Annotated in this window: 16 protein-coding genes and 1 tRNA gene; 5 read left to right on the top strand and 12 right to left on the bottom strand. The window is 40.6% G+C overall.

All coding sequences use genetic code 11. The features are described from left to right. Positions 1-38: 38 nt before the first annotated feature. From BLR53_RS12600 to BLR53_RS12580, 5 genes are all read right to left on the bottom strand, one after another. Entirely contained in the window at positions 39-1,673 is a 1,635-nt protein-coding gene (locus BLR53_RS12600; RefSeq protein WP_083332073.1) for a S10 family peptidase, read from the bottom strand. Between the two features lie 23 nt (positions 1,674-1,696). Next, positions 1,697-3,235: a S10 family peptidase gene (locus tag BLR53_RS12595; protein ID WP_083332072.1), complete on the bottom strand. Its 1,539-nt coding sequence runs from the start codon at positions 3,233-3,235 to the stop codon at positions 1,697-1,699. Positions 3,236-3,329: 94 nt separating this feature from the next. Next, on the bottom strand, positions 3,330-4,850 hold the full coding sequence (locus BLR53_RS12590) for a SusD/RagB family nutrient-binding outer membrane lipoprotein (protein WP_037439305.1): 1,521 nt from the start codon (positions 4,848-4,850) through the stop codon (positions 3,330-3,332). A 32-nt stretch (positions 4,851-4,882) separates the two neighbouring features. Then, a complete protein-coding gene (locus tag BLR53_RS12585) occupies positions 4,883-8,011 on the bottom strand; it encodes a SusC/RagA family TonB-linked outer membrane protein (protein ID WP_074590115.1) in 3,129 nt (1,042 codons plus the stop codon). 522 nt (positions 8,012-8,533) lie between these two features. Continuing rightward, complete coding sequence (locus tag BLR53_RS12580; protein WP_037439313.1) at positions 8,534-9,214, bottom strand: NAD-dependent epimerase/dehydratase family protein; 681 nt, start codon at positions 9,212-9,214, stop codon at positions 8,534-8,536. Positions 9,215-9,415: 201 nt separating this feature from the next. On the opposite strand from BLR53_RS12580, the gene pncB reads away from it, so the two are divergent. Beyond that, the gene (gene pncB, locus BLR53_RS12575) at positions 9,416-10,606 is read left to right on the top strand and encodes a nicotinate phosphoribosyltransferase (RefSeq protein WP_074590211.1); all 1,191 of its coding nucleotides are present in this window, start codon (positions 9,416-9,418) and stop codon (positions 10,604-10,606) included. A gap of 49 nt (positions 10,607-10,655) precedes the next feature. Here the strand turns inward: pncB and BLR53_RS12570 are convergent, their stop codons facing one another. The 5 genes from BLR53_RS12570 to BLR53_RS12550 all read right to left on the bottom strand — a co-directional run bounded on the left by BLR53_RS12570 (position 10,656) and on the right by BLR53_RS12550 (position 15,074). Further along, the gene (locus tag BLR53_RS12570) at positions 10,656-11,672 is read right to left on the bottom strand and encodes a WD40/YVTN/BNR-like repeat-containing protein (RefSeq protein ID WP_074590112.1); all 1,017 of its coding nucleotides are present in this window, start codon (positions 11,670-11,672) and stop codon (positions 10,656-10,658) included. A gap of 2 nt (positions 11,673-11,674) precedes the next feature. Then, on the bottom strand, positions 11,675-12,103 hold the full coding sequence (locus tag BLR53_RS12565; protein WP_037439466.1) for a DUF2147 domain-containing protein: 429 nt from the start codon (positions 12,101-12,103) through the stop codon (positions 11,675-11,677). 71 nt (positions 12,104-12,174) lie between these two features. Then, positions 12,175-13,503, bottom strand: coding sequence for a PepSY-associated TM helix domain-containing protein (locus BLR53_RS12560; RefSeq protein WP_074590110.1), 1,329 nt, complete (start codon positions 13,501-13,503; stop codon positions 12,175-12,177). A 195-nt stretch (positions 13,504-13,698) separates the two neighbouring features. Continuing rightward, complete coding sequence (locus BLR53_RS12555) at positions 13,699-14,712, bottom strand: LLM class flavin-dependent oxidoreductase (protein WP_074590108.1); 1,014 nt, start codon at positions 14,710-14,712, stop codon at positions 13,699-13,701. Between the two features lie 278 nt (positions 14,713-14,990). Beyond that, positions 14,991-15,074, bottom strand: a tRNA-Leu gene (locus BLR53_RS12550). Positions 15,075-15,300: 226 nt separating this feature from the next. On the opposite strand from BLR53_RS12550, the gene BLR53_RS12545 reads away from it, so the two are divergent. The 3 genes from BLR53_RS12545 to BLR53_RS12535 all read left to right on the top strand — a co-directional run bounded on the left by BLR53_RS12545 (position 15,301) and on the right by BLR53_RS12535 (position 19,392). Then, positions 15,301-15,957, top strand: a complete 657-nt coding sequence (locus BLR53_RS12545) for an HAD family hydrolase (RefSeq protein WP_037439324.1) — start codon at positions 15,301-15,303, stop codon at positions 15,955-15,957. Positions 15,958-16,169: 212 nt separating this feature from the next. Then, positions 16,170-18,311, top strand: a complete 2,142-nt coding sequence (locus tag BLR53_RS12540; RefSeq protein ID WP_037439325.1) for a glycoside hydrolase family 97 protein — start codon at positions 16,170-16,172, stop codon at positions 18,309-18,311. Positions 18,312-18,354: 43 nt separating this feature from the next. Beyond that, positions 18,355-19,392, top strand: coding sequence for a S66 peptidase family protein (locus tag BLR53_RS12535; protein ID WP_074590106.1), 1,038 nt, complete (start codon positions 18,355-18,357; stop codon positions 19,390-19,392). On the opposite strand, the gene BLR53_RS12530 is transcribed toward BLR53_RS12535, so the two are convergent. Then, positions 19,389-19,970, bottom strand: coding sequence for a MiaE family protein (locus BLR53_RS12530; RefSeq protein ID WP_074590104.1), 582 nt, complete (start codon positions 19,968-19,970; stop codon positions 19,389-19,391). The genes BLR53_RS12535 and BLR53_RS12530 overlap by 4 nt on opposite strands. 93 nt (positions 19,971-20,063) lie before the next feature. Here BLR53_RS12530 and BLR53_RS12525 point away from each other — a divergent pair, with 93 nt between their 5' ends. Continuing rightward, entirely contained in the window at positions 20,064-21,317 is a 1,254-nt protein-coding gene (locus BLR53_RS12525) for a glycosyltransferase (protein WP_074590102.1), read from the top strand. Between the two features lie 17 nt (positions 21,318-21,334). Here the strand turns inward: BLR53_RS12525 and BLR53_RS12520 are convergent, their stop codons facing one another. Continuing rightward, positions 21,335-22,729 (bottom strand): efflux transporter outer membrane subunit, encoded by a 1,395-nt coding sequence (locus BLR53_RS12520; RefSeq protein WP_074590100.1) that lies wholly within the window; start codon positions 22,727-22,729, stop codon positions 21,335-21,337. Between the last annotated feature and the right edge of the window lie 57 nt (positions 22,730-22,786).

The following is a 22,786-nucleotide window of genomic DNA, read 5'->3' as shown; positions in this document are numbered from 1 at the left end:
ACAGCTTTACGGGATAAAGCTGTTGCGCTGGTCTTATTTTATTTTACGGGAGCTGAATTAATCTCCTTCATAACATCGTTGTATAACTTATCTGCATCTTTTTTCACTTGAATCAAAGAAGGTTTATGTACATATAGCATGTGCCCCGCTTCGTAATAGGTGAAATTTACATTTTTTTTCTGCTCAGGTCTTAATCCCATCGTACTGAAAGTATACTCAGCTGCGAAATAAGGTGTAGCCAGATCATAATAACCGCAGAGTACCCACACCTTCAGGTAAGGATTTACAGCCATCGCTTTTCGCAGTGACTCTGCCACGTTCAAATAGCGATTCTGTACGTTATTATAGTTCCAGGGCTGCACACGTCCGCCAAGGATCTCATAGGGCAGATCATTTTTAAATTTCAGTTCTGCACGTACATAATGATTTAACGCTGCACTGTATGGTCCTGAAATCGTTCCGTCATTACTTGGATCGAACTCCGGGGTTACTCCTACATCATTATAATCACGTCCGGTAAATCTGCTGTCCAGACGTCCTACTGTCAGTCCTTCTTCCCTGCGCAGTTCTTTATCGAATTTATGAATGTCTATACGCAGGTTAGTCTGGCGGATATAGTCTTTGGAAAGACCAGTATAACGGCTCAGTTTATTCACTATATTTTCATACTCCGCAGCCGTAAGATCTGAACCTTTCATTAATGCAGTATGATATTCACCCAGCGCAAATGCCTCGACTTCTTTAAGGGTAGTTTTAAGATCACGCTGTAAATCGGCATCCAGTTTTTTATGGTACCAGGCAGTCGCAGCATAAGTTGGCAAAAATAAAGGGAAAGGCAGATCATTGCCGATATCAAACCTTGCAGTCTGCATATTCAGGATAGAACTGATCAATACGACACCGTTCAGATAAAACTTATATTTGCTCTGCAGGTATTCTGATAAGCCTGCAGCACGTGTAGTACCATAACTTTCACCAGCCAGGAATTTTGGAGAGTGCCAGCGGTCATAACGTGTGGCGTACAGACGAATAGCTTCACCCATACTTTGAATATCCTCATCATAACCATGAAACTGTTTATCATTTTCACCAGTTACTGCTCTGCTGTATCCGGTAGTTACCGGATCAAGGAACACCATATCGGTTTTATCCAGCCATGAATATTCATTATCGACATAGCTATAGGGCGGAGAAAGTACGTCACCCTTATCGGACATAAGTACTCTTTTAGGTCCGATGATCCCCATATGCAACCAAACAGATGAAGATCCAGGGCCGCCGTTAAAGGTGTAGGTCATTGGCCTTACCTTGCGGTCTGTCACGCCATCTTTGGTATAGGCTACAAAAAAGATATTTGCTTTAGGCTTGCCATCTTCAGTTTTCAACTGCAGATAACCCGTTGTAGCCGTATAGTTAATTACCTGACCATTAATGGTCACACTGTGTTTAGTACTAATCGGTTCGGGAATATTTGCCGAATTGGAAATAACATATCCACCCGGATCTAGTGGCAGCGAAACGCCTGCTGCTTTACTGTCTGCAGCCAGTGGATTTACTGCGGCCGGTGCGGCCTGCCTTCCCTGTCCCGGCTGTGCCTGTACAGAAAGGACAAAAGCGGCCAGCAGGCCTGTTAAAATGCTGCGTTGTATATATTTTTTATGAAATAACTCCATGTGTATACATTTTTCAATTGTGATTATTTAATTTCTGCCAATGTATTCTTATAATACAGGTCGGCATCGGTCTTCATCTGCTGAAGTGACGGCATGTGGATATATAGCATATGGCCGGCTTCGTAATAGGTGAAAGTCACATTCTTAGCCTGCTCCGGTCTTAAACCCATATGGTTCATAACATACCTGGAAGCAAAATATGGCGTTGCAAAATCATAATAACCACCTAATACCCAAACTTTCATGGAAGGATTTGTAGACATTGCCTGTCTCAGGTATTCTGCAACGTTCAGGTATTTATTCTGCACATTACTGTAATTCCATCGGCCGACTCCTCCGCCTAAAGTATAATAGGTCAGGTCACTGGTAAAATTAAGTTCCTTACCCATATAGCTTAACATACCTGCTGTATACGGGCCGGAGATTGTACCTGTATTACTTGGATCGTAAGAAGTAGACGAACCGGTATCATTAAAGTCTGTGCCGGTAAAGCGCGAATCTAAACGGCCCACAGTTTTACCCTCTTTACGCAAAAGTTCTTTATTATACTGAGGCAGGTCAATACGAAGATTGGTCTGTCTGATAAAAACTTCTGACAGTCCCGTATAAAAGCTTAGTTTTTTAACTACTGAGTTATATTCTGCTGTTGTTAATTTATCGCCTTTAACCAATGCTGTTGCATATTCATTAATTGCAAATTCCTCTGCTTCAGCGGTTAGTGTTTTCAAATCCTTAGCCTGCAATTCTGGGCTCAGTTTTTTGTAATACCATGAAGTAGCCGCATAACTAGGGAGGTATAATGGGTAAGGTAAGTCATTACCAATTCCGAAATTGATAGTTTGAAAATTTAAAACTGCGGAGATCAATACAATACCGTTCACGTACATTTTATAGGCACTCTGCAGGTAATTGGACAACCCAGATGCACGAGTTGTACCATAGCTTTCACCGGCCAGAAACTTCGGCGATCCCCAGCGTTTGTTCTGTGAGGTATATAACTTGATAAATTCGCCTACAGATTCTATGTCTTCCTGATAACCCTGAAATTCTTTCTTATCGACTCCAGGAGCAGCACGGCTGTAACCAGTACCTATTGGATCAATGAATACCAGATCACTGTGATCTAACCAGGAATATTCATTATTGGTATAGGAATAAGGTGGTGTAAGTGCGTCTCCTTTATCGGACATTACAATTCTTTTTGGACCAATTACCCCCATATGTAACCAAAGGGATGCAGAACCCGGACCACCATTAAAGGTGTAGGTTACTGGTCTTTTAGTCAGATCGTTCTCATTATCTTTCGTGTAAGCCACATAGAATATCCTGCCCCGAAGTTTGCCCTCTTCGGTTCTTAGCAGCATATATCCAGTGGTCGCGGTATAGTTGATTACTTTACCTTTAATCGTTACAGATCCTTTTGTTTTTACAGTTTCTTCTACTTCAGGCCTGGTACCAAATATTGGCGTAGCGGCAGGGCTTTCTGTAGTAGATTTGGTCTGTGCATATGACAACTGAATGCCCAATGCAAGGACTACTAAAAATACTTTTTTAATCAGCATGTAATTAGTTTTTAAGTTGATGAAAGCAATCATGAGCTATTGCATCCTCTGCTTTAGCTCATGATCGTTCATTTTTTAGGAAATTTAGTTTTGCTTATTGACGTGTGTCCCAGAACACGCGATCCAACATATTTTTCCTTGCCGGAATGTTTGGATTACTGCTTTCTTCCGATAACGGATAAGGTAATATTCTTGGGATCTGATCGTAAACTGCTACCGAGATGGGTAAAGCTTTAAGGTTTGGATAACCTGTTCTCCTCCAGTCATTCCAAGGCTCCATCAATACACCAAAGTTCGCTACGAATTTTTCAGTAATTAATTGCTCGAGCTTCTGTGCAGTACTACCTGTTAAAGTACCATAAACAGATAAATAGGCTGTGATATCAGCAGCTGAAACTCCAGACTCTTCCATTGAAGATCTGATACCTGCAGCAAAAAACGTCTGTGCATCACCAGGCGCATTCAGTGTCAAAGCAGCTTCCGCACGGATAAAATTATATTCTGCAAAAGTTAGCAATCTGGCCGGTGCATTCCCTGACCAGGTAATAGATCCATCTGTGATCGACCCATCAGAATTCTGAACGATTGTGTTAATCGTTGCATCACCTTTCAGGAAGGTATTTAGCCTTGAGTAAGCAACCGAAGAATTATCTAAAACCGTGGCGCCTTTATAAGTAGCCGGTGATGTATTGTATGGAAATCTGACAAAGTAAGAAGGACGACGTGGATCTGATTTCGTATTCATCATATCTACAAGCGTTTTATTAGGGAAAAATGCATTCCTGAATTGGCCGCCTTCAATACTGTTTATTGGATTCTGTCTACCGGCTTCCGCTAAATAGTTCATTTTAAAACTATCTCCGTTAGACGTCATAAAAGTCGCTCCGCTATTCACTAATGCAGCAATCTGACTGCTTGCGAAAGCCGGATCTTTCTGACTGTAGTGTAAATAGATCCTTAATTTTAGTGTATTCGCAAACTTAATCCATTTAGGTTTCATATCCGCCCATGAACCAGCGTAGATCGTTGTGTTCTGGTTCGGTTCAAAAACTGACGTCGGTGCATTAATGTCTGCAATACCGGCATCAATTACCTTAATCAGATCTGCATAGATATCCTCGTCATTATCAAATTTAGGATACAAATTCTCTGCGAATTTAGCTGCTTCAGAATAAGGCACATCGCCCCATCCATCTACAGTAACCTGATAAACATAAGCTTTCAATATCTTGGCTACTCCTGCATAATGCGGGCTTGCTGAAGCTTCTGCTTTCGGTATAATTTTCCCTATATCGGCTAATAGTGTGGCAAAAATAGAGCTCCACTGATTATTTACATCAGAGTTATTAATATTATAGCGTTCGTACTCTTTAAAAGTTTGTGAAGTATTTGTCGTCTGACCGGAAAACTGCTGGATCATCAAACCTGAATACCTGAAAAGGTCACTTCCACCTAGATAACCAACGTTCACTGTAATAGACGGTAGCAACTGTGCAACCGGTACATCCTGAACATTATTAGGGTCTTCATTTACATCATAGAATTTTTTGCAGGAATCGAACAGGCAGCCGAACAATACGAGGCCTGTACATATAATGGTTTTGTTGAGTTTCATAATCTTAATTGAAAATTTCTTAAATCAGTGAATTAAAATGTAGCTCTGATGGTTGCACCAAAAGTTCTTGCTACAGGCTGAATACCAAACTCTAAACCTCTAGCATTACTTACACCCAGTACATTTTGTTCAGGATCAAGATGTGGGAAATGAGGTGCGTAAGTCAGCAGGTTACGTCCATAGATAGAAATCTGAAGGCGGCTGATGAATTTAGTTCTTTCCAATAATTTTGACGGCAGGTTATAGCTGAAAGTTGCTTCTCTAAGTTTCAGGTAGGTCGCGTCAAGCACATAACCTTCCCAGGCTACATATTTACCAGAAAGACCCCAGTAATCCTGAGCACTTACATTCGTAGTATTTGGCGTGCCATCTGCGTGAACGCCCTCGAACAGGTAAGGTTTAGAAACTGTACCATCTGCATTAAATCTATCAAATTCAGCTGTTTCTTTAGCTACACCGTTGATACGAAGATCTCCAACTGTCCTGGATAAAATGTCTCCTTTGTATTTGAAATCCAACAGGAATGAGAAGTTGAAATCTTTGTATGTAAAGGAGTTAGATAAACCAGCAGTGAATTTTGGATTGGGATTTCCAACTTGTCCAACAGCTGCTGTTGCTTGAGGTAAGCCATTAGCCTTAATAACCATTCTTCCCTGATCATCTCTCAAATACATATTTGAGTAGATCAAACCATATTGCTGACCAGCAACGGCCTGTACGTTAGGTGAGGTAAAACCACCGAGGGAAATCATTGTTACACCGGGAGCCAATTCTTTAACAACTGATCTGAAAGTCGTGAAGTTTAAGGACGCATCCCAAGTGAAGTTATTCGTTTTAACAGCCGTACCCGCTAACAGGAACTCCAGACCTTTTGTAGATAATTTACCTGCATTTTTAACCTGGCTCGTGAATCCGGAACTAGGTGGAACCGGAACACCGAAAATCAGGTTTCTTGAATCACGTTTGTAAACGGAGAAGTCCAGGGATAACCGGTTATTAAAAAAGGCCAATTCTGTACCTAATTCAATCTCTCTGGTAAATTCAGGGTTGATCGCAGCATTACCAGCAGCATTACTATAGGTATAGCCTGCTAATCCGTTATAAGGAAAGTTAACTGCTGTTGAACTGAATCCGTCAGAGGCACCTGCAGTCACATAATAAGTGCCTGTTTGGTAAACACCTGCCGATTTACCAACCTCGCCCACATTGGCTCTGATTTTCGCAGAAGTCAGGAAGTTGCTTTTCAATTCAGGGAAAGCTTCAGTCGGTACAAAACTTAAAGCTATAGCCGGATAGAAGATCGATCTGTATTCTTTAACCAAAGTTGAAGAAAAATCATTACGTGCTTTTAAGTTTAAGTTCAGATAACTTTTGTAACCTACCGAAACGTCTCCGAATACACCCATTGATCTGATCTGCTCATATCTACCTTCCGCATTAAAAGTGGTAAAGTTTTTTAAGTTAGAAAACCCTGGAAGTGTAATTGAACGGCCGGTTGCCGCACTATATTTGTAATAGTTTGAAAGAACTTCATTACCTACAGTTGCAGATAAATTGAAATCTCCATAGGTTTTATTCGCAGTTAAAGTGAAATAACTGCTTAAATTCCTGGTTAGATCATTAGTTTCGATAACACCACCTGCACCTGCTGAAGACGTATTTCCATTACTTCTAACGCCTTTATCATCAAATCCAACAAATGAATTTGTGTAAACATCAGCTCCGACTTTTAAATCTGCAGCTAACCAGCTTGTAAAGTCATATTTCAGATTCAAGTTTCCGTAAAATCTATTTAGCTCTTGTTTCGTAGTAACGTGATCAATGGCCCAATAAGGATTTTCTTCTGAACTTGAATACCAGACCTGATTACCAGCAGCATCAGTGACAGGAAGTCCTGTCACATCATAAGATCTTGGTGCATAAATAGCTCTCCACAATGGGTTCGCTCCTTGATTACCAGCTTGTGTACGGTTAGATCTGTTGTTAATATAGGAGAAGGAAGTATTAATTTTGAATTTCTCTGTGATTTTACCGCCCAGGTTTACGCTAAATGTATTTTTGTAAAGCTTATTTCCCGGTACCAGTGCGTCTTGGGTATTATTACCATAAGAAACCCTGTAGTCATACTTCTCATCAGCTCCTGAGAAATTGATATTATTATCAAATGCAGCTGAGCTTTGCAGAATGTCACGCACATTATTCGGATAAGCCTGCAAAGCAACCTCTTCACCTAAAATATTTTTGACTTTCTGTCCTGCAATTCGAGGTCCCCATGAAGTTGCTCTTGCTACCCAGTCATTCGGTTTATCTGCACTGCCATAAATGCCCTGGCTACCCTGTGCATATTCATTTTGATACTCAGGGAATCTATTGATTACCCCTATTGTTGTATTAGAAGTAAAGGACACCTGGCTACGTCCACCTTTTTTTCCTTTTTTAGTCGTAATTAAGATAACACCAGAAGCTGCTCTTGATCCATAAAGTACCGTTGCTGCTGCACCTTTTAATACGTTAATACTTTCGATGTCTTCAGGGTTCACATCTGAAGCTCTGCTTGAGCTGGCCACACCGGCATTCACCGTATTTGCACCGCCACCATTATCGATTGGTACACCATCTATTACATATAGTGGCTGATTACTTCTTGTAATACTCGAAAAACCACGGATGGTGACGTTAGAACTGGTGAAACCACCTCCTGAACCAGAAATCTGCACACCGGCAACTTTACCCGCAAGCGCATTCGTGATATCCGGAGTTGGAGATTTAGTTAAGCTCTCACCACTAACTTTACTAACACCATAACCAAGTGTTTTCTTGTCCCTGGCAATACCGAATGAAGTAACGACTACTTCTTCCAGTTTTTTTGAGTCTTCACCCAGAAGGATCTTATAATTTGAATCTCCGGTTACCTTAATCGTTTTATTGGAATATCCAATAAAGCTAATTACTAAGGTGGAATTCTGAGGGACCTGCAAGCTAAAGTTACCCTTGCCATCAGTAACTGTACCAGCAGTGGATCCCTCCACTTTAATTGATGCTCCGGGAATAGGTTGGTTGTCATCCTGGCCGATAACAGTCCCGGTAATTTTCTTGGTTTGCGCATCTGCTACGGAATAGCAGGTAAACAGAACCATAAAAACGAGTAATACTCTTTTCATAATTGTTTGGGTTAGGTTAGGTTAATAAGGTTTTTAAAAAGGTGGTCAGCCTTTCGTTTGATGTTTTTGTTCGTTGGGCAATTACTGATTTATTCTTGGTTAACTCAAAAATAGCGGGGTCGTTGATTTATTACCGGACAATTATTGTCCTGTGCTAATCAAAAATTGTCAACAAAAAGACATAAAACAAGCGATTTTCTCCAATATTTGATTTTTTTCAGGAAATGATGTCTAATTATTGTCCTAATAGCAAGTCCTAACCGTAATTGTCATGACTTAATCAAAAATTGGCCGCTTAAATCAGGCATTAACCCGGTACAATCAATAATTATCCATAATTTACGTGATTTGTAATTATAATGATACAATCCAGCAAGTTATTATTCAACATTCAGCCGAAACATATCCAATTTCTGGGTTTTAGTATAAAAAAAAAGACCCTAGCGGGTCTTCGGAATTTCGAAATTCGTTATTTGATGAGCTTTCAGGAATACTTTTCCCTCACTGCAATTATTGGAAATTCTATCCAGCGTTCAGCCTTGCCAATTGAATGATATCCTTGCCTTCCAGGATTTTTTTAGTGTATCCCCAAGTGGCTGCATTAATCATCGATTCACCCACTTCCTGTAAGGTACAGAACCCATTTGGATAAATTGCTCTCCCCACCGGGAATAACCAGCCTATATATTTATAAAAAGGCTGTGTATGCACCAGCCCTCCGATAGGTTTAATAAAGCCGGGACGAAAGGCGTATACTTCTCTAAAAGGAAGTTTCATCAGGTCGTTCTCTGTCTTCCCTTTCACTTTTGCCCACTTGCTGGAACCTTTTTCAGTACTATCTGTACCCGCACCGGAAATATAACAAAATGTCATCTCAGGATTTCTTTCACTCAATACAGTTGCCAGTTTGAGCGTTAAGGTGTAGGTTAGTTCATAATAGCGTTCTGCCGGCATCCTTATAGCGGAAACACCCAGACAAAAGAAGCAGGCATTATAACCCTCCAGTTCGTCTTCTAATCCTGTCCAGTCCATAAAGTCTTCCTTTATAATTTCTTTGAGCTTAGGATGAATGACATGACACGGTTTGCGGTTAATAACAAGAACATTTTTGACGGCGTCACTATTCAGGCATACCCTTAATACCCCCTCGCCCACCATTCCTGTACTCCCGGTGATAATTGCTTTGATAGCCTTTATTTTCATGATGCGTTAATTATTGATCGGTTATGGTTGATTTGTTTAGAATTGGAGCTGTTAATATACAAAAAACAAAAAAAACAGACCGTACAGAATCACCTTTTTAAACAGTTTCGAAAATTAAGCGCCAGGGAATAATTACCTTAGATCTTAAGTATTGCTATTTGCGGTATGATATATGTTAAATTCCCGCATCAGCTTTATTTTATGCCCGAACAATTGCATCAGATTCGACTCTCCTCTATCCTGGACAACGATTTTTACAAATTCACCATGCAGCAGGGAGTCATCCGGCTTTTCCCACGTGCTGTTGTCCGTTACCAGTTTATTAACCGTGGAAAACATACCTTCCCTGAAGGTTTTGGCCTGACTCTTAAAAAAGCAGTCGATCACATGGCCGGACTACAATTAACAAGGGAAGAGAAAGCATTCCTGCAGAACACCTGTCCTTACCTGGATCCAGTCTATCTTGATTTCCTGGAAGGATATCGTTTCCAGCCACATGAAGTACAAATTACTCAGAAAGATGGTCAACTTGAGGTTCATATTGAGGGATTATGGTACAGGACCATTTTATGGGAAGTCCCATTGATGTCATTGATTTCAGAACTATTCTATCTTACTACCGGCGCAGAAAGGGTGAGCGATGATGAAATTATCAGCAGAACAAAAGCTAAAATTGAAGGATATAAGAAACTGGGGGTTACAATAGCTGAATTTGGAACCCGCAGAAGATATAGTTATCATGTCCACCAGCTGGTTCTTGAAACGCTGAAGAAATTTGGCGGCGGATCCTTTATAGGTACCAGCAATGTCCATATGGCTATGGTTTACAAAACCAAACCTATCGGTACACATGCCCATGAATGGTTTATGTTTCATGCAGCGAGATACGGGTTTAAAATGGCTAATGCCGTCGGTCTGGAGCACTGGGTACAGGTTTACCGGGGTGATCTCGGTATAGCGCTTTCAGATACCTATACTACTGATGTGTTTTTCAGACAATTTGATAAGATGTTTTCTAAACTTTTTGATGGCGTCCGGCATGACAGTGGCGATCCACTGTTATTTGCCGACAAAGTAATAGCACACTATCAGGCGATGGGAATAGACCCATTAACAAAAACTATTATCTTTTCTGATGCTCTTAATTTTGAAAAGGTGAACAGGATCCTGGAGTACTGTAAGGGAAAGGTTGGTCTTTCTTTTGGAATTGGAACTAATTTCACTAACGACGCCGGTCCGGCTCCTACCAATATAGTGATTAAAATGACAGAGGCTCAGCCTCAGGACGAAGATTGGACAGAGGTTATCAAATTATCTGACGAGCCAGGGAAACATACAGGTTCTCCGAAAATGATCCATTTAGGAAAAACTATTCTGAAAATAAACGATTAAATAAAAAAGGCTGCCGGTTCCCGGCAGCCTGTAAATCAGGTATAGCGTTTTACTTTATTTTAAGCGTATAGATTAATCCTTTATTACCAGCCAGAATAATTAGCTTCCCATTTTTCGCTCTCTGTATGGCATTAAAGCTTTCATCTGAAATGTGATACCAGTTCATTCCTCCGTCTCTTGATACATCTGTTCCGCTTGTACCAGTTGCAAAACAAACTTCGTCGTTAAACCAGATTACACCGCTCCTAAATCCAAAAACTGGTCTGGATGGTTTGTTCCATGACTTACCGCCGTCTTTTGTGAGGAGTATATTATTGGAATTCTCCTGATCACGCTTGTAATCTCCGCCAACAACAATTCCGTGTGTACCGGTATAAAAATCTAAAGAGAATGCACCTGAACTATTATTCCCATGCAAAATGGGACAATCATACCGTTTCCACTCTATCCCATAATCTTCAGTCGCATAAATACCAGATTTACTACCTCCGGTTGCAATCCAGGCTTTTCCTCCCGGCAACGCCTTGATACTACTTCCGCTGGCCGCAAAACCAGCTTCTCCCTCAGCCATTTCGATTTTCATATTTTCCGAAACATCTTTCCAGGTGATACCTCCATCTGCTGTTTCCAGCAACTGCATCTTATTTTTTACAGGATCGCCGAATATCAGTCCCCTGGATTCACTCCAAAAAGCCATACCATCCAAAAAAATGGCAGTATCCGCATTTTTATAAGAGGTTGACCAGTTTTTACCACCATCTTCTGTTCTCAGTACGACGGCGGGCGAGCCTGAACTCATTACGACTGCTTTTTGTTCATCAAATGCTTCAATGTCTCTGAAATCTGAATTCTCAAACCCTGCCGGTTTCTGCCACTTCCATTGCTTGCCTCCATCTGTCGTTTTTCCAATCAGCCCATTGCTGCCACTTACCCAGGCAACACTGTCCGAAACAACAGAAAGTCCTCTTAAACTGGTATTGGCACTCGCATTACTGGTACTTAATTCGTAGGTCTGGGCTATGGCTGCTAAAGGAAACAGACAGATTAAAATCAGGGTTATTCGCATTATTAAACTTTTTTCCACACTTCGGTTCTTCCAATCAAAGATATACCAATATATCCTCTCATGCTAAGGTCACCATTGGATTTTAAATTCATGTTACAACTGTACGTTTTTCCCGATTTAGGATCATAAATTTTACCATCAGTCCACTTTCCATCGGAGAAAACGAAGTCTTTCAACAATTCCATACCTAGTATAGGCCTGGTTCTTAATTTAGCATCAGGATTCTTCACGTCTTTCTTAGGGTTCCCTTTCTCGTCATTAGGAGCTTTAACCCAAACAATTTTGCCGAAAAACTTTGCATCTTTTTTGTAAATCTCAATGTGTGCCTCACCTGAAGAATTTACCCACTTTCCAAGAATAGCATCTGCTTGTTGTGCCGACACAGTAAAAGAAGCAACTGTCAGCAATAAAAATAATGATAGATATTTCATATAGTCCATATTTAGTGTAAAGCTAATTTACACATTGACGGCGCTAAATAGAAGTAAATCAGAATATTTGCTCAGACAGCGGACTGAACGGACAAATTAACTCCAGATTTCTTCTTCTTTTTCTTCATCTTATTTAACCAGATCAGTGTACCCGATACCGGCAAACTTGTTGCGATTAGACAGGCCAGAAAATAGATTAATTTGGTAAAGGTTCCATAAACGTCTCCCAGATGCAATGCTTTTAAAGAGCCAGAGACTCTTTCATTAAATGGCATTTCGGAAAATTTCGATAATTCGAGTACTTCTCCAGAGTATTGGTCCAATGCTACTTTATCTCCCGCAGCAGGTGCAAAAAATCCGTTTTTATATTTGGTTACCACTACAGTGGCTACAGAATCTGCAGGAAAACTCAGGTGAAGATCCCCGTGATAATTTAATACCTGCGATGCAGCGGCGCTATAATCGGCGACACTCAACTTCTTACTAATAGCCAGTTCTGGATTTGATGATGGTGCTTTTACTGGTGGTGCGTCAGGTGACTGATATGTACCAAGTGTTTTTCTTAAACCATCACGATACCAGTCAAACGAAAATAACGGACCAGTTACGCCCATCAAAAACAAAAAGATACAAGAGTAAAATCCTAATGTATTATGTAGATCATGATTGGTTCTTTTCCAGCTGCCTGACCACTTAATCTTTAATCCTTGTTTCCATGATTTTATTTTTTTCGGGAACCATATTGCCATTCCAGTAAGTACACCTACCGTAAACAAAATCGTGGCGATCCCCGTAATGTAACTTCCAAGTTTCCGGTTCTCCAAACCTTCAAATATTGGTTCTTCGATTTTGTCCAGTAACAACCACCGGTGAAGACTGAACATATATCCCATAAAGTCTACCGTAGTAGACTTTATCGCAGCCGAATTGCCCAAGACTTCAGCAGTATAGGGATTTACATAATAAGTAACAGGTCTGCTGTTTTTTCCAGGTCCTTTAGCTTTTGCAGATCCACCTTCCTTTACACCCTTCGTGGGTGTCTTAATTTCTTTTTCAACCGGAACTATTGTTTCTATAGATTTCCCCTTCTTCTCCTCCTTCTTACGGACGCTGAACTGCCAGCTACGGTGCTGATCTGCCGGCATTCTCATCCCTACGACTTTACCTTCGCTTGATCTCTCTACAACAGCAATCAGTTCTTCGTGAGTCCTTATTTTTAACCCATTCGGGTTAATCTTAAAAAGCTCTGGAGTCGCCGCCTCACGAATTTCTGTGTTAAAGACATATATAGTTCCAGTTAGGCAGACAACCAAGACGATGATACCACTTCCTAAACCCAACCATAAATGGACATCTGTTAAAAATTTCCGGATTCTCGCCCAGGTTGTTTCTTTTTTCATTCTTTATTTAATGTATATAGATTATAAGATTAAAATATCCTTTTTTACAGCAACTTGAACTGAGAATTAACGGTATACAAAGGCTTTCGTTCAAAAATATCATTTAGAATCAGAATAAATAAACATTAATAAAAAAAAGACACAAAAAAATCCCTCATTATGCAATGAGGGATTTAAGATCAATTAGAATTATGATCAGGAATTAATTTCCTGATTAAAAACATCGGCAAGTATTTTATAAGAATGCAATCTGGCATGGTGGTCATAAATAGCAGAGGTTACCATAATTTCATCCACCCCTGTTTCCTGAAGGAAATCTTTCAAATCTGCAGTGATTGTGGCACGGCTACCCACAAAAGTACAGGAAATCATTTGACTGACAGCTTCTTCTTCATAAGGTGTCCAGACTTTATTGATATCTTCCACAGGTGGCTGCAACAACTGACGCTGTCCGGTAACGACTCCACGGAAAAACTGCTGCACTGAACTAAATAAGTAAGTTGCCTGTTCATCTGTATCTGCTGCAACCACATTAACGCAAGCAATAATATAAGGCTCTTTTAATACCGCGGAAGGTTTAAAATTCTGCCTGTATATTTGAATTGCAGCCATAAACTGAGCTGGCGCAAAATGGCTTGCAAATGCGTAAGGCAAACCCAATGCGGCCGCCAGACGAGCACTCTCGGTACTTGATCCTAAAATATAAATTGGAAGATCCAGGCCTTCACCAGGTACAGCTCTTACCTTTGCGTGTGCATTGGACGCAGAAAAATAAGTTTGAAGCTTAATAATATCCTGAGGGAAATCATGTGCTGACTGGATATTATTCCCTCGAATTGCCATTGCAGTTACCTGATCGGTTCCAGGCGCACGTCCCAGCCCCAGATCAATCCTCCCGGGATAAAGTGATTCTAATGTTCCAAATTGCTCTGCCACTATAAGAGGGGCATGATTCGGCAGCATAATTCCGCCGGAACCAACTCTAATTTTAGAGGTCCCTCCGGCAATATATCCAATCAGAACTGCAGTAGCTGAACTCCCAACATTCGACATATTGTGATGTTCGGCCAGCCAAAATCTTTTATAGCCCAAAGTCTCCGCATTTATAGCCAGATCAAGAGCATTATGGAATGAATCAGCAGGTGTATGTCCTTGCGTTACTGCAGCAAGCTCCAGTACCGAATAGGCAATATGATTAGTTCTATTCATATCAAAAAATTAAGTTATATCTATTGTCAAACAATAATTGTTTTTATCTCTTTTCAGATAAATTGTCAGTTAGGGTTACAAAAGATTTTATAAAATTAGTTGATATAAAAAGCAAAACGCAGGATTCAACAAATTTGACGCTGATGTTATATTTTAATAATCCCGTCACTAATAATTCCTGGACCCGATAAGCTGGTCAATTCGTTTTAAGGCGCCGACTGGCCATTTTTTAAGCAAAAAAAAAGTGCAAGATTATTAAATCTTGCACTTTGCCTGGGTGCCCGAAGAGAGACTCGAACTCTCAAGGATCTTACTCCAACGGCTTCTGAGACCGCAACGTTTACCAATTTCGCCATCCGGGCATTGTCACAAAAAGCATTTGCTTTCTGTGGCCACAAATGTAGCATTAATTCTTAAACACCGATAAAAAATTATAAAAAAAATGCGTCTGGATGTGTATACAGTGGGATTTCTACTGTTTACATTTTGATTATCTGACAGATATCTTATTCTAATACCTCCGTCATTTTAACAATTCAGGACGAATGAAAATTGCAAAAAAAACAAATTAGGCTACATTTGCGATCTATGAATCAAAATTCGGCCGTCATTTTTGACATGGATGGCGTAATCTGCCATACCAATCCTTACCATTCTCTGGCGTTCAGAGAGTTTTTCCTGAAACGCGAACTTCAGCCTACTGATGAAGATTTTGCACAACACATGTTTGGAAAGAGCAATAGCTATATTCTCAGCCATTTTTTACAAAGACCTGTAACGGGTCAAGAACTTCTGGAACTGGAAGATGAGAAAGAAAGTCTTTTCCGCAAAATTTACGAGCCACATATTGATCCGATTGCCGGGATTGTTTCATTTATGGATGACCTTGCGGCCCATAATTTCAAATTAGGTGTTGCGACCTCTGCTCCTTACGCAAACCTGGAACTGATCCTGTCAAAAGTCGAAATCAGAGCTAAAATGGGATCTATACTTTCAAGCGAGGATGTGAAAAAACATAAGCCTGATCCGGAAGTATACTTGCTTTCAGCAAAAAACCTGAATGTAGACCCTGAAAACTGTATTGTTTTTGAAGATTCATTTTCTGGTGTTTCGGCTGCACTGAATGCGGGTATGAAAGTTGTTGGTGTATTGACTTCGCATACACGGGAAGAACTACCTCCCTGCCAGCTTTATATCAAAGATTATTCTGCTTTAAAGGCAAGCGACATCATCGCAATTTTATAATCATTCTGTAGAAAAAACAAGCCTTAACGGCATAAAAAAAGCAAATAATACTACTGGAATATGCTCCAAATCCAGGCGAATATAATGAGTCATTTTTAGAAATAATTCATCATATTTGCCTGCGTCTATAAAATTAGGCATCTTTACGGGAACGTTCCCGTAAAGATCGAAATATGCGGGTAGTGATTTTAATCCCCATTAAATTTATATATATGCGTAAAACATTTATCACCATGTGCTTCTGTCTGATCGGCAGCCTGACATTTGCACAGGAACTGCGGTCACCGGATTCAAGCTTCAGTTTACAATTTAGCGTGAATGACAAAGGTACCCCCACCTATCAACTGAAATACAAAGGAAAATCGGTAATCAAAACAAGTAAAATGGGTCTGGAGTTAAAGGACTCCATTTCATTTCAGGAAGGATTTGCTATAGCTGATACTAAAACAAGTACTTTCGATGAAACATGGAAGCCGGTATGGGGTGAAGTGAGTCAGATCAGAAATCATTATAATGAACTGGCCGTGACCCTGGATCAGAAATCAACGCAAAGAACGATAATTATTCGTTTCAGATTATTTAATGACGGTCTGGGTTTCAGATATGAATTTCCCGAGCAAAAGAACCTTAATTACTTTATCATTAAAGAAGAAAAAACACAGTTCGCCTTGGCAGGAGACCATAAAACATTTTGGCTTCCAGGAGATTATGATACACAGGAATATAGTACCGTCACTTCTGACCTCTCCGAAATCAGGGGTAAAATGAAAGCTGCTGTGACACCAAATTCATCTCAAACTACCTTTTCAGATACCGGTGTTCAAACACCACTAATGATGAAAAGTAAAGATGGATTGTATATCAATATCCATGAGGCAGCACTGATAGACTATTCCTGCCTTTCACTCGAACTAGACGACAAGAACTTCATCCTGGAATCTGTACTCACACCTGATGCAATTGGTAATAAAGGGTATATGCAGGCGCCTACAAAAACGCCATGGAGAACAATTATAGTAAGTGACAAGGCCGCTGGAATTCTGGAATCAAAGCTGGTTCTGAACCTAAATGAGCCCACTAAATTTAAGGATACGTCCTGGATCAAACCGGTTAAATATATCGGTGTATGGTGGGAAATGATTACCGGTAAGAGTAACTGGGCGTATTCAGACCTGAGCAGTGTTCAATTGGGTGTAACTGATTTTTCTAAAGTAACTCCTTCAGGAAAACATGCTGCAAATACAGCACACGTAAAAGAATATATAGATTTCGCTTCTAAACATGGCTTTGATGCGGTATTGGTGGAAGGCTGGAATGTCGGCTGGGAAGATTGGTTTGGCAAAACAAAAGATTACGTTTTCGACTTCGTCACTCCCTACCCTGATTTCGACGTAAAAGAATTACACAACTATGCAAAAAGTAAAGGTGTAAAAATGATGATGCACCATGAAACTTCATCTTCTGTAAGAAACTACGAACGCCATCTGGATACAGCGTATAAATTCATGGTTGAAAATGGCTACAACTCTGTAAAAAGTGGTTATGTAGGGAATATGATTCCAAGGGGTGAACATCATTACGGGCAGTGGATGAATAACCATTATCTGTATGCTATTGAAAAAGCGGCTGACTACAAAATAATGGTTAACGCACATGAGGCTGTAAGACCAACTGGTATGAGCCGCACCTATCCTAACCTGATTGGTAATGAGTCGGCAAGAGGTACGGAGTACGAAGCTTTTGGCGGAAATAATGCTGATCACACTACTATTCTTCCTTTTACACGTCTAATAGGTGGTCCAATGGATTATACACCAGGTATTTTTGAAACTAAGATCTCCGCATACAATCCAGAAAACAATTCTTTTGTTCATAGTACGCTTGCAAGACAACTGGCTTTGTATGTAACTATGTACAGCCCGTTACAAATGGCTGGAGATCTTCCAGAAACCTATAACAAGTTCCTGGATGCATTCCAGTTCATTAAAGATGTAGCAGTAGACTGGGATGATACTAAGATTCTGGAAGCCGAACCAGGTGACTATATTACAATTGCCAGAAAGGCGAAGGGAACTGAAAACTGGTTTATCGGCAGTAGCTGTGATGAGAACGGAAGGGTTTCTAAAATTAATTTTAATTACCTCGATCCTGCTAAAAAATATATAGCAACGATTTACAGTGATGCAAAAGATGCACATTATGAAACTAACCCCCAAGCTTATCAAATCAGAAAAGGTTTGGTGACGAGCAAAACCAAACTCAGCCAATATTGCGCGCCAGGTGGTGGTTATGCGATAAGTGTAATGGAAGTTAAGGATTCTGCTGTTTTAAAAGGCCTAAAAGCTATCAAATAAGCCTTGCAAATTTCTATATTGTCGTAGCTAAACAGCTACATACATGAACCGTAAATACTTCCTCTCTTCTTTACTCACTGCAGGTGCTGCATTAACCAGTATGGGAAGCTGGGCGACTCCAGTTTCGCCGACTATAAACAGCTCGCTTAAAGTGCCGCCATTTCTAAAACCTGGCGACACAATCGGTATTTGCAGTCCTTCGGGGTTTATCAGTTTAGCAGATATTGCTCCGGCAGTTCAGTTAATGGAGAGCTGGGGTTATCGTGTTCTTATAGGATCCAGCCCCGGACAACAGGATTTTATTTACGGTGGTACGGATTTACAAAGAGCTAAAGACCTGCAACAAATGCTGGATGATCCGGAGGTCAAAGCTATTATGTGTGCAAGAGGTGGTTACGGAGTTGTCAGGATTATAGACCAGCTTGATTTCAGTGGTTTTAAAAAGAAGCCGAAATGGATTATCGGTTTTAGTGATATCACCGTATTGCACTGCCATATCAGCCGCAATTTTAACATCGCCACCCTTCACTCTAAAATGTGTAATAGTTTCCCTAAAGACTGGACGAAGGCAGAGCCTGTTCAGATTGAAACCATCCTTTCGATAAGGCAGGCACTCGCAGGTGAAGAATCTGTCTTTAGCGCGCCCTTCAATCCGTTTAACCGCTTAGGAGTGGTTACCGCCGAACTTGTCGGCGGTAACCTTAGTATTATAGAAACACTTGCTGGTACAGCATCCGATCTGAAGACAAAAGGCAGAATCTTATTTATCGAAGATGTAGACGAATCTCTTTACAGGATTGACCGGATGCTCTGGAACCTGAAAAGGACCGGTAAACTGGACAATCTGGCCGGTTTGGTTGTCGGAGGTTTCAAATTAAAACCAGATGAGCCTGGTGAGGAATTTGGCCGGGATCTTTATGAAATTGTGAATAGTCAGGTGAAAGATTTCAACTATCCGGTATGTTATGATTTCCCTGTTGGGCATCAGAAAAACAATTTCGCGCTAAAATGCGGAATGGTGCATAAACTGGAAGTCGGAGCGCAACTTACTTTTTTAACGTCTGTTAGAATTTCTGTTTAACCATGTATAGCCTCTTTTTTTCCAAAGCTCTGAATTAATTCCCCCTCGAATTCAAGCCATTCTTTCCATCTTTTATCGACATCTATATCAATAGTATACTTCCGTGCAAATTTTAGAAAAGTCGTGTAATGGCCTGCTTCGGAAATCATAAGATCATGATAAAATTTAGCAAGCTCCTGGTCTTTAATATTAAGTGACAACACACGGAAGCGCTCGCAACTTCTTGCCTCAATCATAGCAGCAAATAATAACCTGTCGATAAACGCGGCATTTCTGCTACCGTCTTTACGGCTAAATTTAACCAGTCGACCAACATAATCGTCTTTACGTTCTCTGCCAAGCGTATATCCCCGTTTTTGGATAATATCAATAACCATTTGAAAATGCTGCATTTCTTCGATAGCAATCGCAGTTAGCTCTTCTACCAGATCCATGTGCTCTGAATTATTAGTAATCAGGGTAATGGCATTAGTCGCAGCTTTCTGTTCGCACCAGGCATGATCAGTTAGAATTTCTTCTAAATTTGACTCAGCTATATTTGCCCATCGCGGCTCTGTCAGTAATTTTAATCCAAGCATCTTACAGGGGTAATTCTTTGCCCGCAAAATTAGGAATAATCGCAGGGTTTTAAAATTGTAATTAAAAACACCTTCTTTGCACAAATTTATAAGATGAAAAGTAAGAAAATATTGATCATTGGCCTGGTCTGGCCAGAACCGGATTCTTCTGCGGCAGGTACAAGAATAATCCAGCTGATCAAATTATTGCTTGCTGAAACCCACCAGTTGATCTTCGCCTGTGCAGCCGGAAAAGGTCCATATAGCTTCGATCTGTCTGGCCTGGGAGTTGCTGAACAGACAATAAGCCTTAACCATAGTAGCTTTGATGCATTCCTCCAGGAAATTAATCCGGAAATAGTGATTTACGACCGTTTCGTAACGGAAGAGCAGTACGGATGGCGAATAGCTGAACATTGCCCGGACGCTATTACCATTTTAGATACTGAAGATCTCCATGGTTTGCGTAAAGCCAGGCAACAGGCACATAAACACCAAAAAGATTTTAATCCAGACGCTGTATTCTCAGATCCGGTGACCATAAGAGAGATATCTGCAATCATGCGATGTGATCTTTCACTTATTATTTCAGAAGCCGAAATGCTGCTTCTACTGGAAAAATTCCGTATAGACCCTAGTCTGCTTTGTTATTTACCTTTTCTGGAAGAACCTATTAAGCCAGCAGATATACTACAATGGAAAAAATATCAGGACCGGGAAGGTTTTATGTTTATAGGTAACTTTCTACATGAGCCGAACTGGAATACGGTTCAGGTTCTAAAAACGAGAATCTGGCCAGTATTGAGTAAAATACTTCCGGGGGTCGGCATGCATATTTATGGTGCTTACTGCAGTCAGAAAATAACCCAGCTACACAATGTAAAGGAACGGTTTTACGTGCACGGACGTGCAGATGATTCGCTCGAAGCTATCTCCATGCACCGCATTTTACTTGCCCCTATTCTTTTTGGTGCCGGCCTGAAAGGAAAACTCATACACGCGATGCGAACTGGCACACCTTCGGTAACGACCACTATCGGTGCAGAGGGCATGCAGGGAGAACTGGAATGGAATGGTTTAGTAACCGATGATTTAGAAGAGTTTCCCCAATTTGCCGCCCAATTATATACCAATAAGGAGTTATGGACCCAATACCGTAATAATGGAATTGCCATAATAAATGAGCGGTTTGAAAAGACAAAATCCAGCAAAGCTTTTATTTCCATGCTTCACAATATCTTAACGAATCTAGAGCAGCATAGAAAGCATAATTTCACAGGCCGAATTTTGAGATTCCAAACTATGAACAGTACAAAATATATGTCTTTATGGATTGAACAAAAAAATGCAGCAGATCAGTCCCGGTAATACCGGGACTGATTGTTCTATCTCCATCCTCCGCCTAAAGCACGATATAAATTGACGACTGCATGCAGTTTCTGACTTTTATCGTCAATGCTTTTCATTTCGGCACTAAGCAGGTTTTGTTCTGCCGCCAGCACATCAGTATAGTTCGTCTGCGGGCTGTTATTTAACAACTCTTTATTGAACTCAACTGCTGTTTCTAACGCTTTTAGCTGCTTTGTACGCCCAATTTCTTTTTGTGAGGCAGCATGGTAGGCTCCCAGTGCATCTGACACTTCCTGGCTCGCACGCAAACAGATAAGCTGAAAATTATATACTGTCTGTTGTTGTCTGGACTGAGCCTTTGTCAGTTCCGCTTTATTAATTCCGCGATTAAGAATTGGCTGCGCCAGCCCGCCGGCGATATTACCAAATAAACCAGCATTGGTAAACCAGTTACTCAGACCAAAACTGGAGAACCCTCCACCAGCTGTAATTCTCAATGCCGGATAAAAATTTGCTCTGGAGATATTTGTATTTTCAAATGCCTCCCTGAATTGATATTCAGCTTGCAGAACATCGGGCCTGTTGGCCAGTAACTGTGCTGGTACCCCTGGATTAAGGTCGTAATTCAATCGTTGGTCTGCCAGGGCAGATCTTTTGATTTTTCCCGGCATACGTGCGAGTAGTATACTTAGCGCATGTTCTGTTACGCGAATCTTTTGTTCAATATCAGGGATGGCTAATTCCGCCTCATAATAATTTGCTTCACTTTGTACGACAGCAACGCCATTCTGAATGGAATTTTCAAATAGAACCCGGATCGCTTCTGCATCAGCAGCCCTGTTTACAGCAGTTTTTCTGGTTACAGTCAATTGTTCATCCAAGGCTAGTAAGTCAAAATAATGGTTTGCTATATCTGCGATCAGTTGTGTCTGAACAGCTCTCTTTCCAGCTTCGCTCGCTAGTAAACCAGCTACTGCGGAGCGTTTTGCACTACTTAATTTACCCCAGATATCCATTTCCCATATGGAGGAAATTCCAAGGTCATATTGTGTGGAATTTCTAAAAAGCCCAAATCCTTGAGGAAAAGACAGACGGGACTGCCTTACACTCAGGTTTCCAGTGATTTCGGGCAAAAAAGCTGCCTTACTCATTTTCAGACCGGCTCTGGATTCTTCAATTCTTTCCAGCGCGATCTTCAGATTCAGATTTGCGTTTAAACCTGCATGAATTAAATCTTTCAATAAAGTATCTGCGAAAACCTCACTCCAATTAAGCTGAACCATATTCAATGTATCATTTCCTCCAGGTGAGTGATACTGTCCCGTTAAAACTAGGTCTGGCTTTTTATAGGGTTTGGTTATTTTGCAGGAACTCCACAAAATGGAAGAACAAAGAAATAACAAAGGAATTTTTATAATATATAATTTCATTTTGATTTTGTTTTTAGAGATGCTCCCCGGCCTGCAACAGCTTTAACAGGCTGAATT

It is taken from the genome of Pedobacter antarcticus, from assembly GCF_900103515.1.
Classification (GTDB): Bacteria; Bacteroidota; Bacteroidia; order Sphingobacteriales; family Sphingobacteriaceae; genus Pedobacter; species Pedobacter antarcticus.
This window is presented reverse-complemented; position numbering and strand designations above follow the sequence as displayed.

Bases quoted from the DNA above. Each gene is read 5' to 3' on its own strand.
- BLR53_RS12520 (WP_074590100.1), bottom strand. From the start codon at position 22,729: ATGAAATTATATATTATAAAAATTCCTTTGTTATTTCTTTGTTCTTCC.
- BLR53_RS12535 (WP_074590106.1), top strand. From the start codon at position 18,355: ATGAACCGTAAATACTTCCTCTCTTCTTTACTCACTGCAGGTGCTGCA.
- BLR53_RS12580 (WP_037439313.1), bottom strand. From the start codon at position 9,214: ATGAAAATAAAGGCTATCAAAGCAATTATCACCGGGAGTACAGGAATG.
- BLR53_RS12545 (WP_037439324.1), top strand. From the start codon at position 15,301: ATGAATCAAAATTCGGCCGTCATTTTTGACATGGATGGCGTAATCTGC.
- BLR53_RS12540 (WP_037439325.1), top strand. From the start codon at position 16,170: ATGCGTAAAACATTTATCACCATGTGCTTCTGTCTGATCGGCAGCCTG.
- BLR53_RS12530 (WP_074590104.1), bottom strand. From the start codon at position 19,970: ATGCTTGGATTAAAATTACTGACAGAGCCGCGATGGGCAAATATAGCT.
- BLR53_RS12595 (WP_083332072.1), bottom strand. From the start codon at position 3,235: ATGCTGATTAAAAAAGTATTTTTAGTAGTCCTTGCATTGGGCATTCAG.
- BLR53_RS12590 (WP_037439305.1), bottom strand. From the start codon at position 4,850: ATGAAACTCAACAAAACCATTATATGTACAGGCCTCGTATTGTTCGGC.
- pncB (WP_074590211.1), top strand. From the start codon at position 9,416: ATGCCCGAACAATTGCATCAGATTCGACTCTCCTCTATCCTGGACAAC.
- BLR53_RS12560 (WP_074590110.1), bottom strand. From the start codon at position 13,503: ATGAAAAAAGAAACAACCTGGGCGAGAATCCGGAAATTTTTAACAGAT.
- BLR53_RS12600 (WP_083332073.1), bottom strand. From the start codon at position 1,673: ATGGAGTTATTTCATAAAAAATATATACAACGCAGCATTTTAACAGGC.
- BLR53_RS12570 (WP_074590112.1), bottom strand. From the start codon at position 11,672: ATGCGAATAACCCTGATTTTAATCTGTCTGTTTCCTTTAGCAGCCATA.
- BLR53_RS12525 (WP_074590102.1), top strand. From the start codon at position 20,064: ATGAAAAGTAAGAAAATATTGATCATTGGCCTGGTCTGGCCAGAACCG.
- BLR53_RS12565 (WP_037439466.1), bottom strand. From the start codon at position 12,103: ATGAAATATCTATCATTATTTTTATTGCTGACAGTTGCTTCTTTTACT.
- BLR53_RS12555 (WP_074590108.1), bottom strand. From the start codon at position 14,712: ATGAATAGAACTAATCATATTGCCTATTCGGTACTGGAGCTTGCTGCA.
- BLR53_RS12585 (WP_074590115.1), bottom strand. From the start codon at position 8,011: ATGAAAAGAGTATTACTCGTTTTTATGGTTCTGTTTACCTGCTATTCC.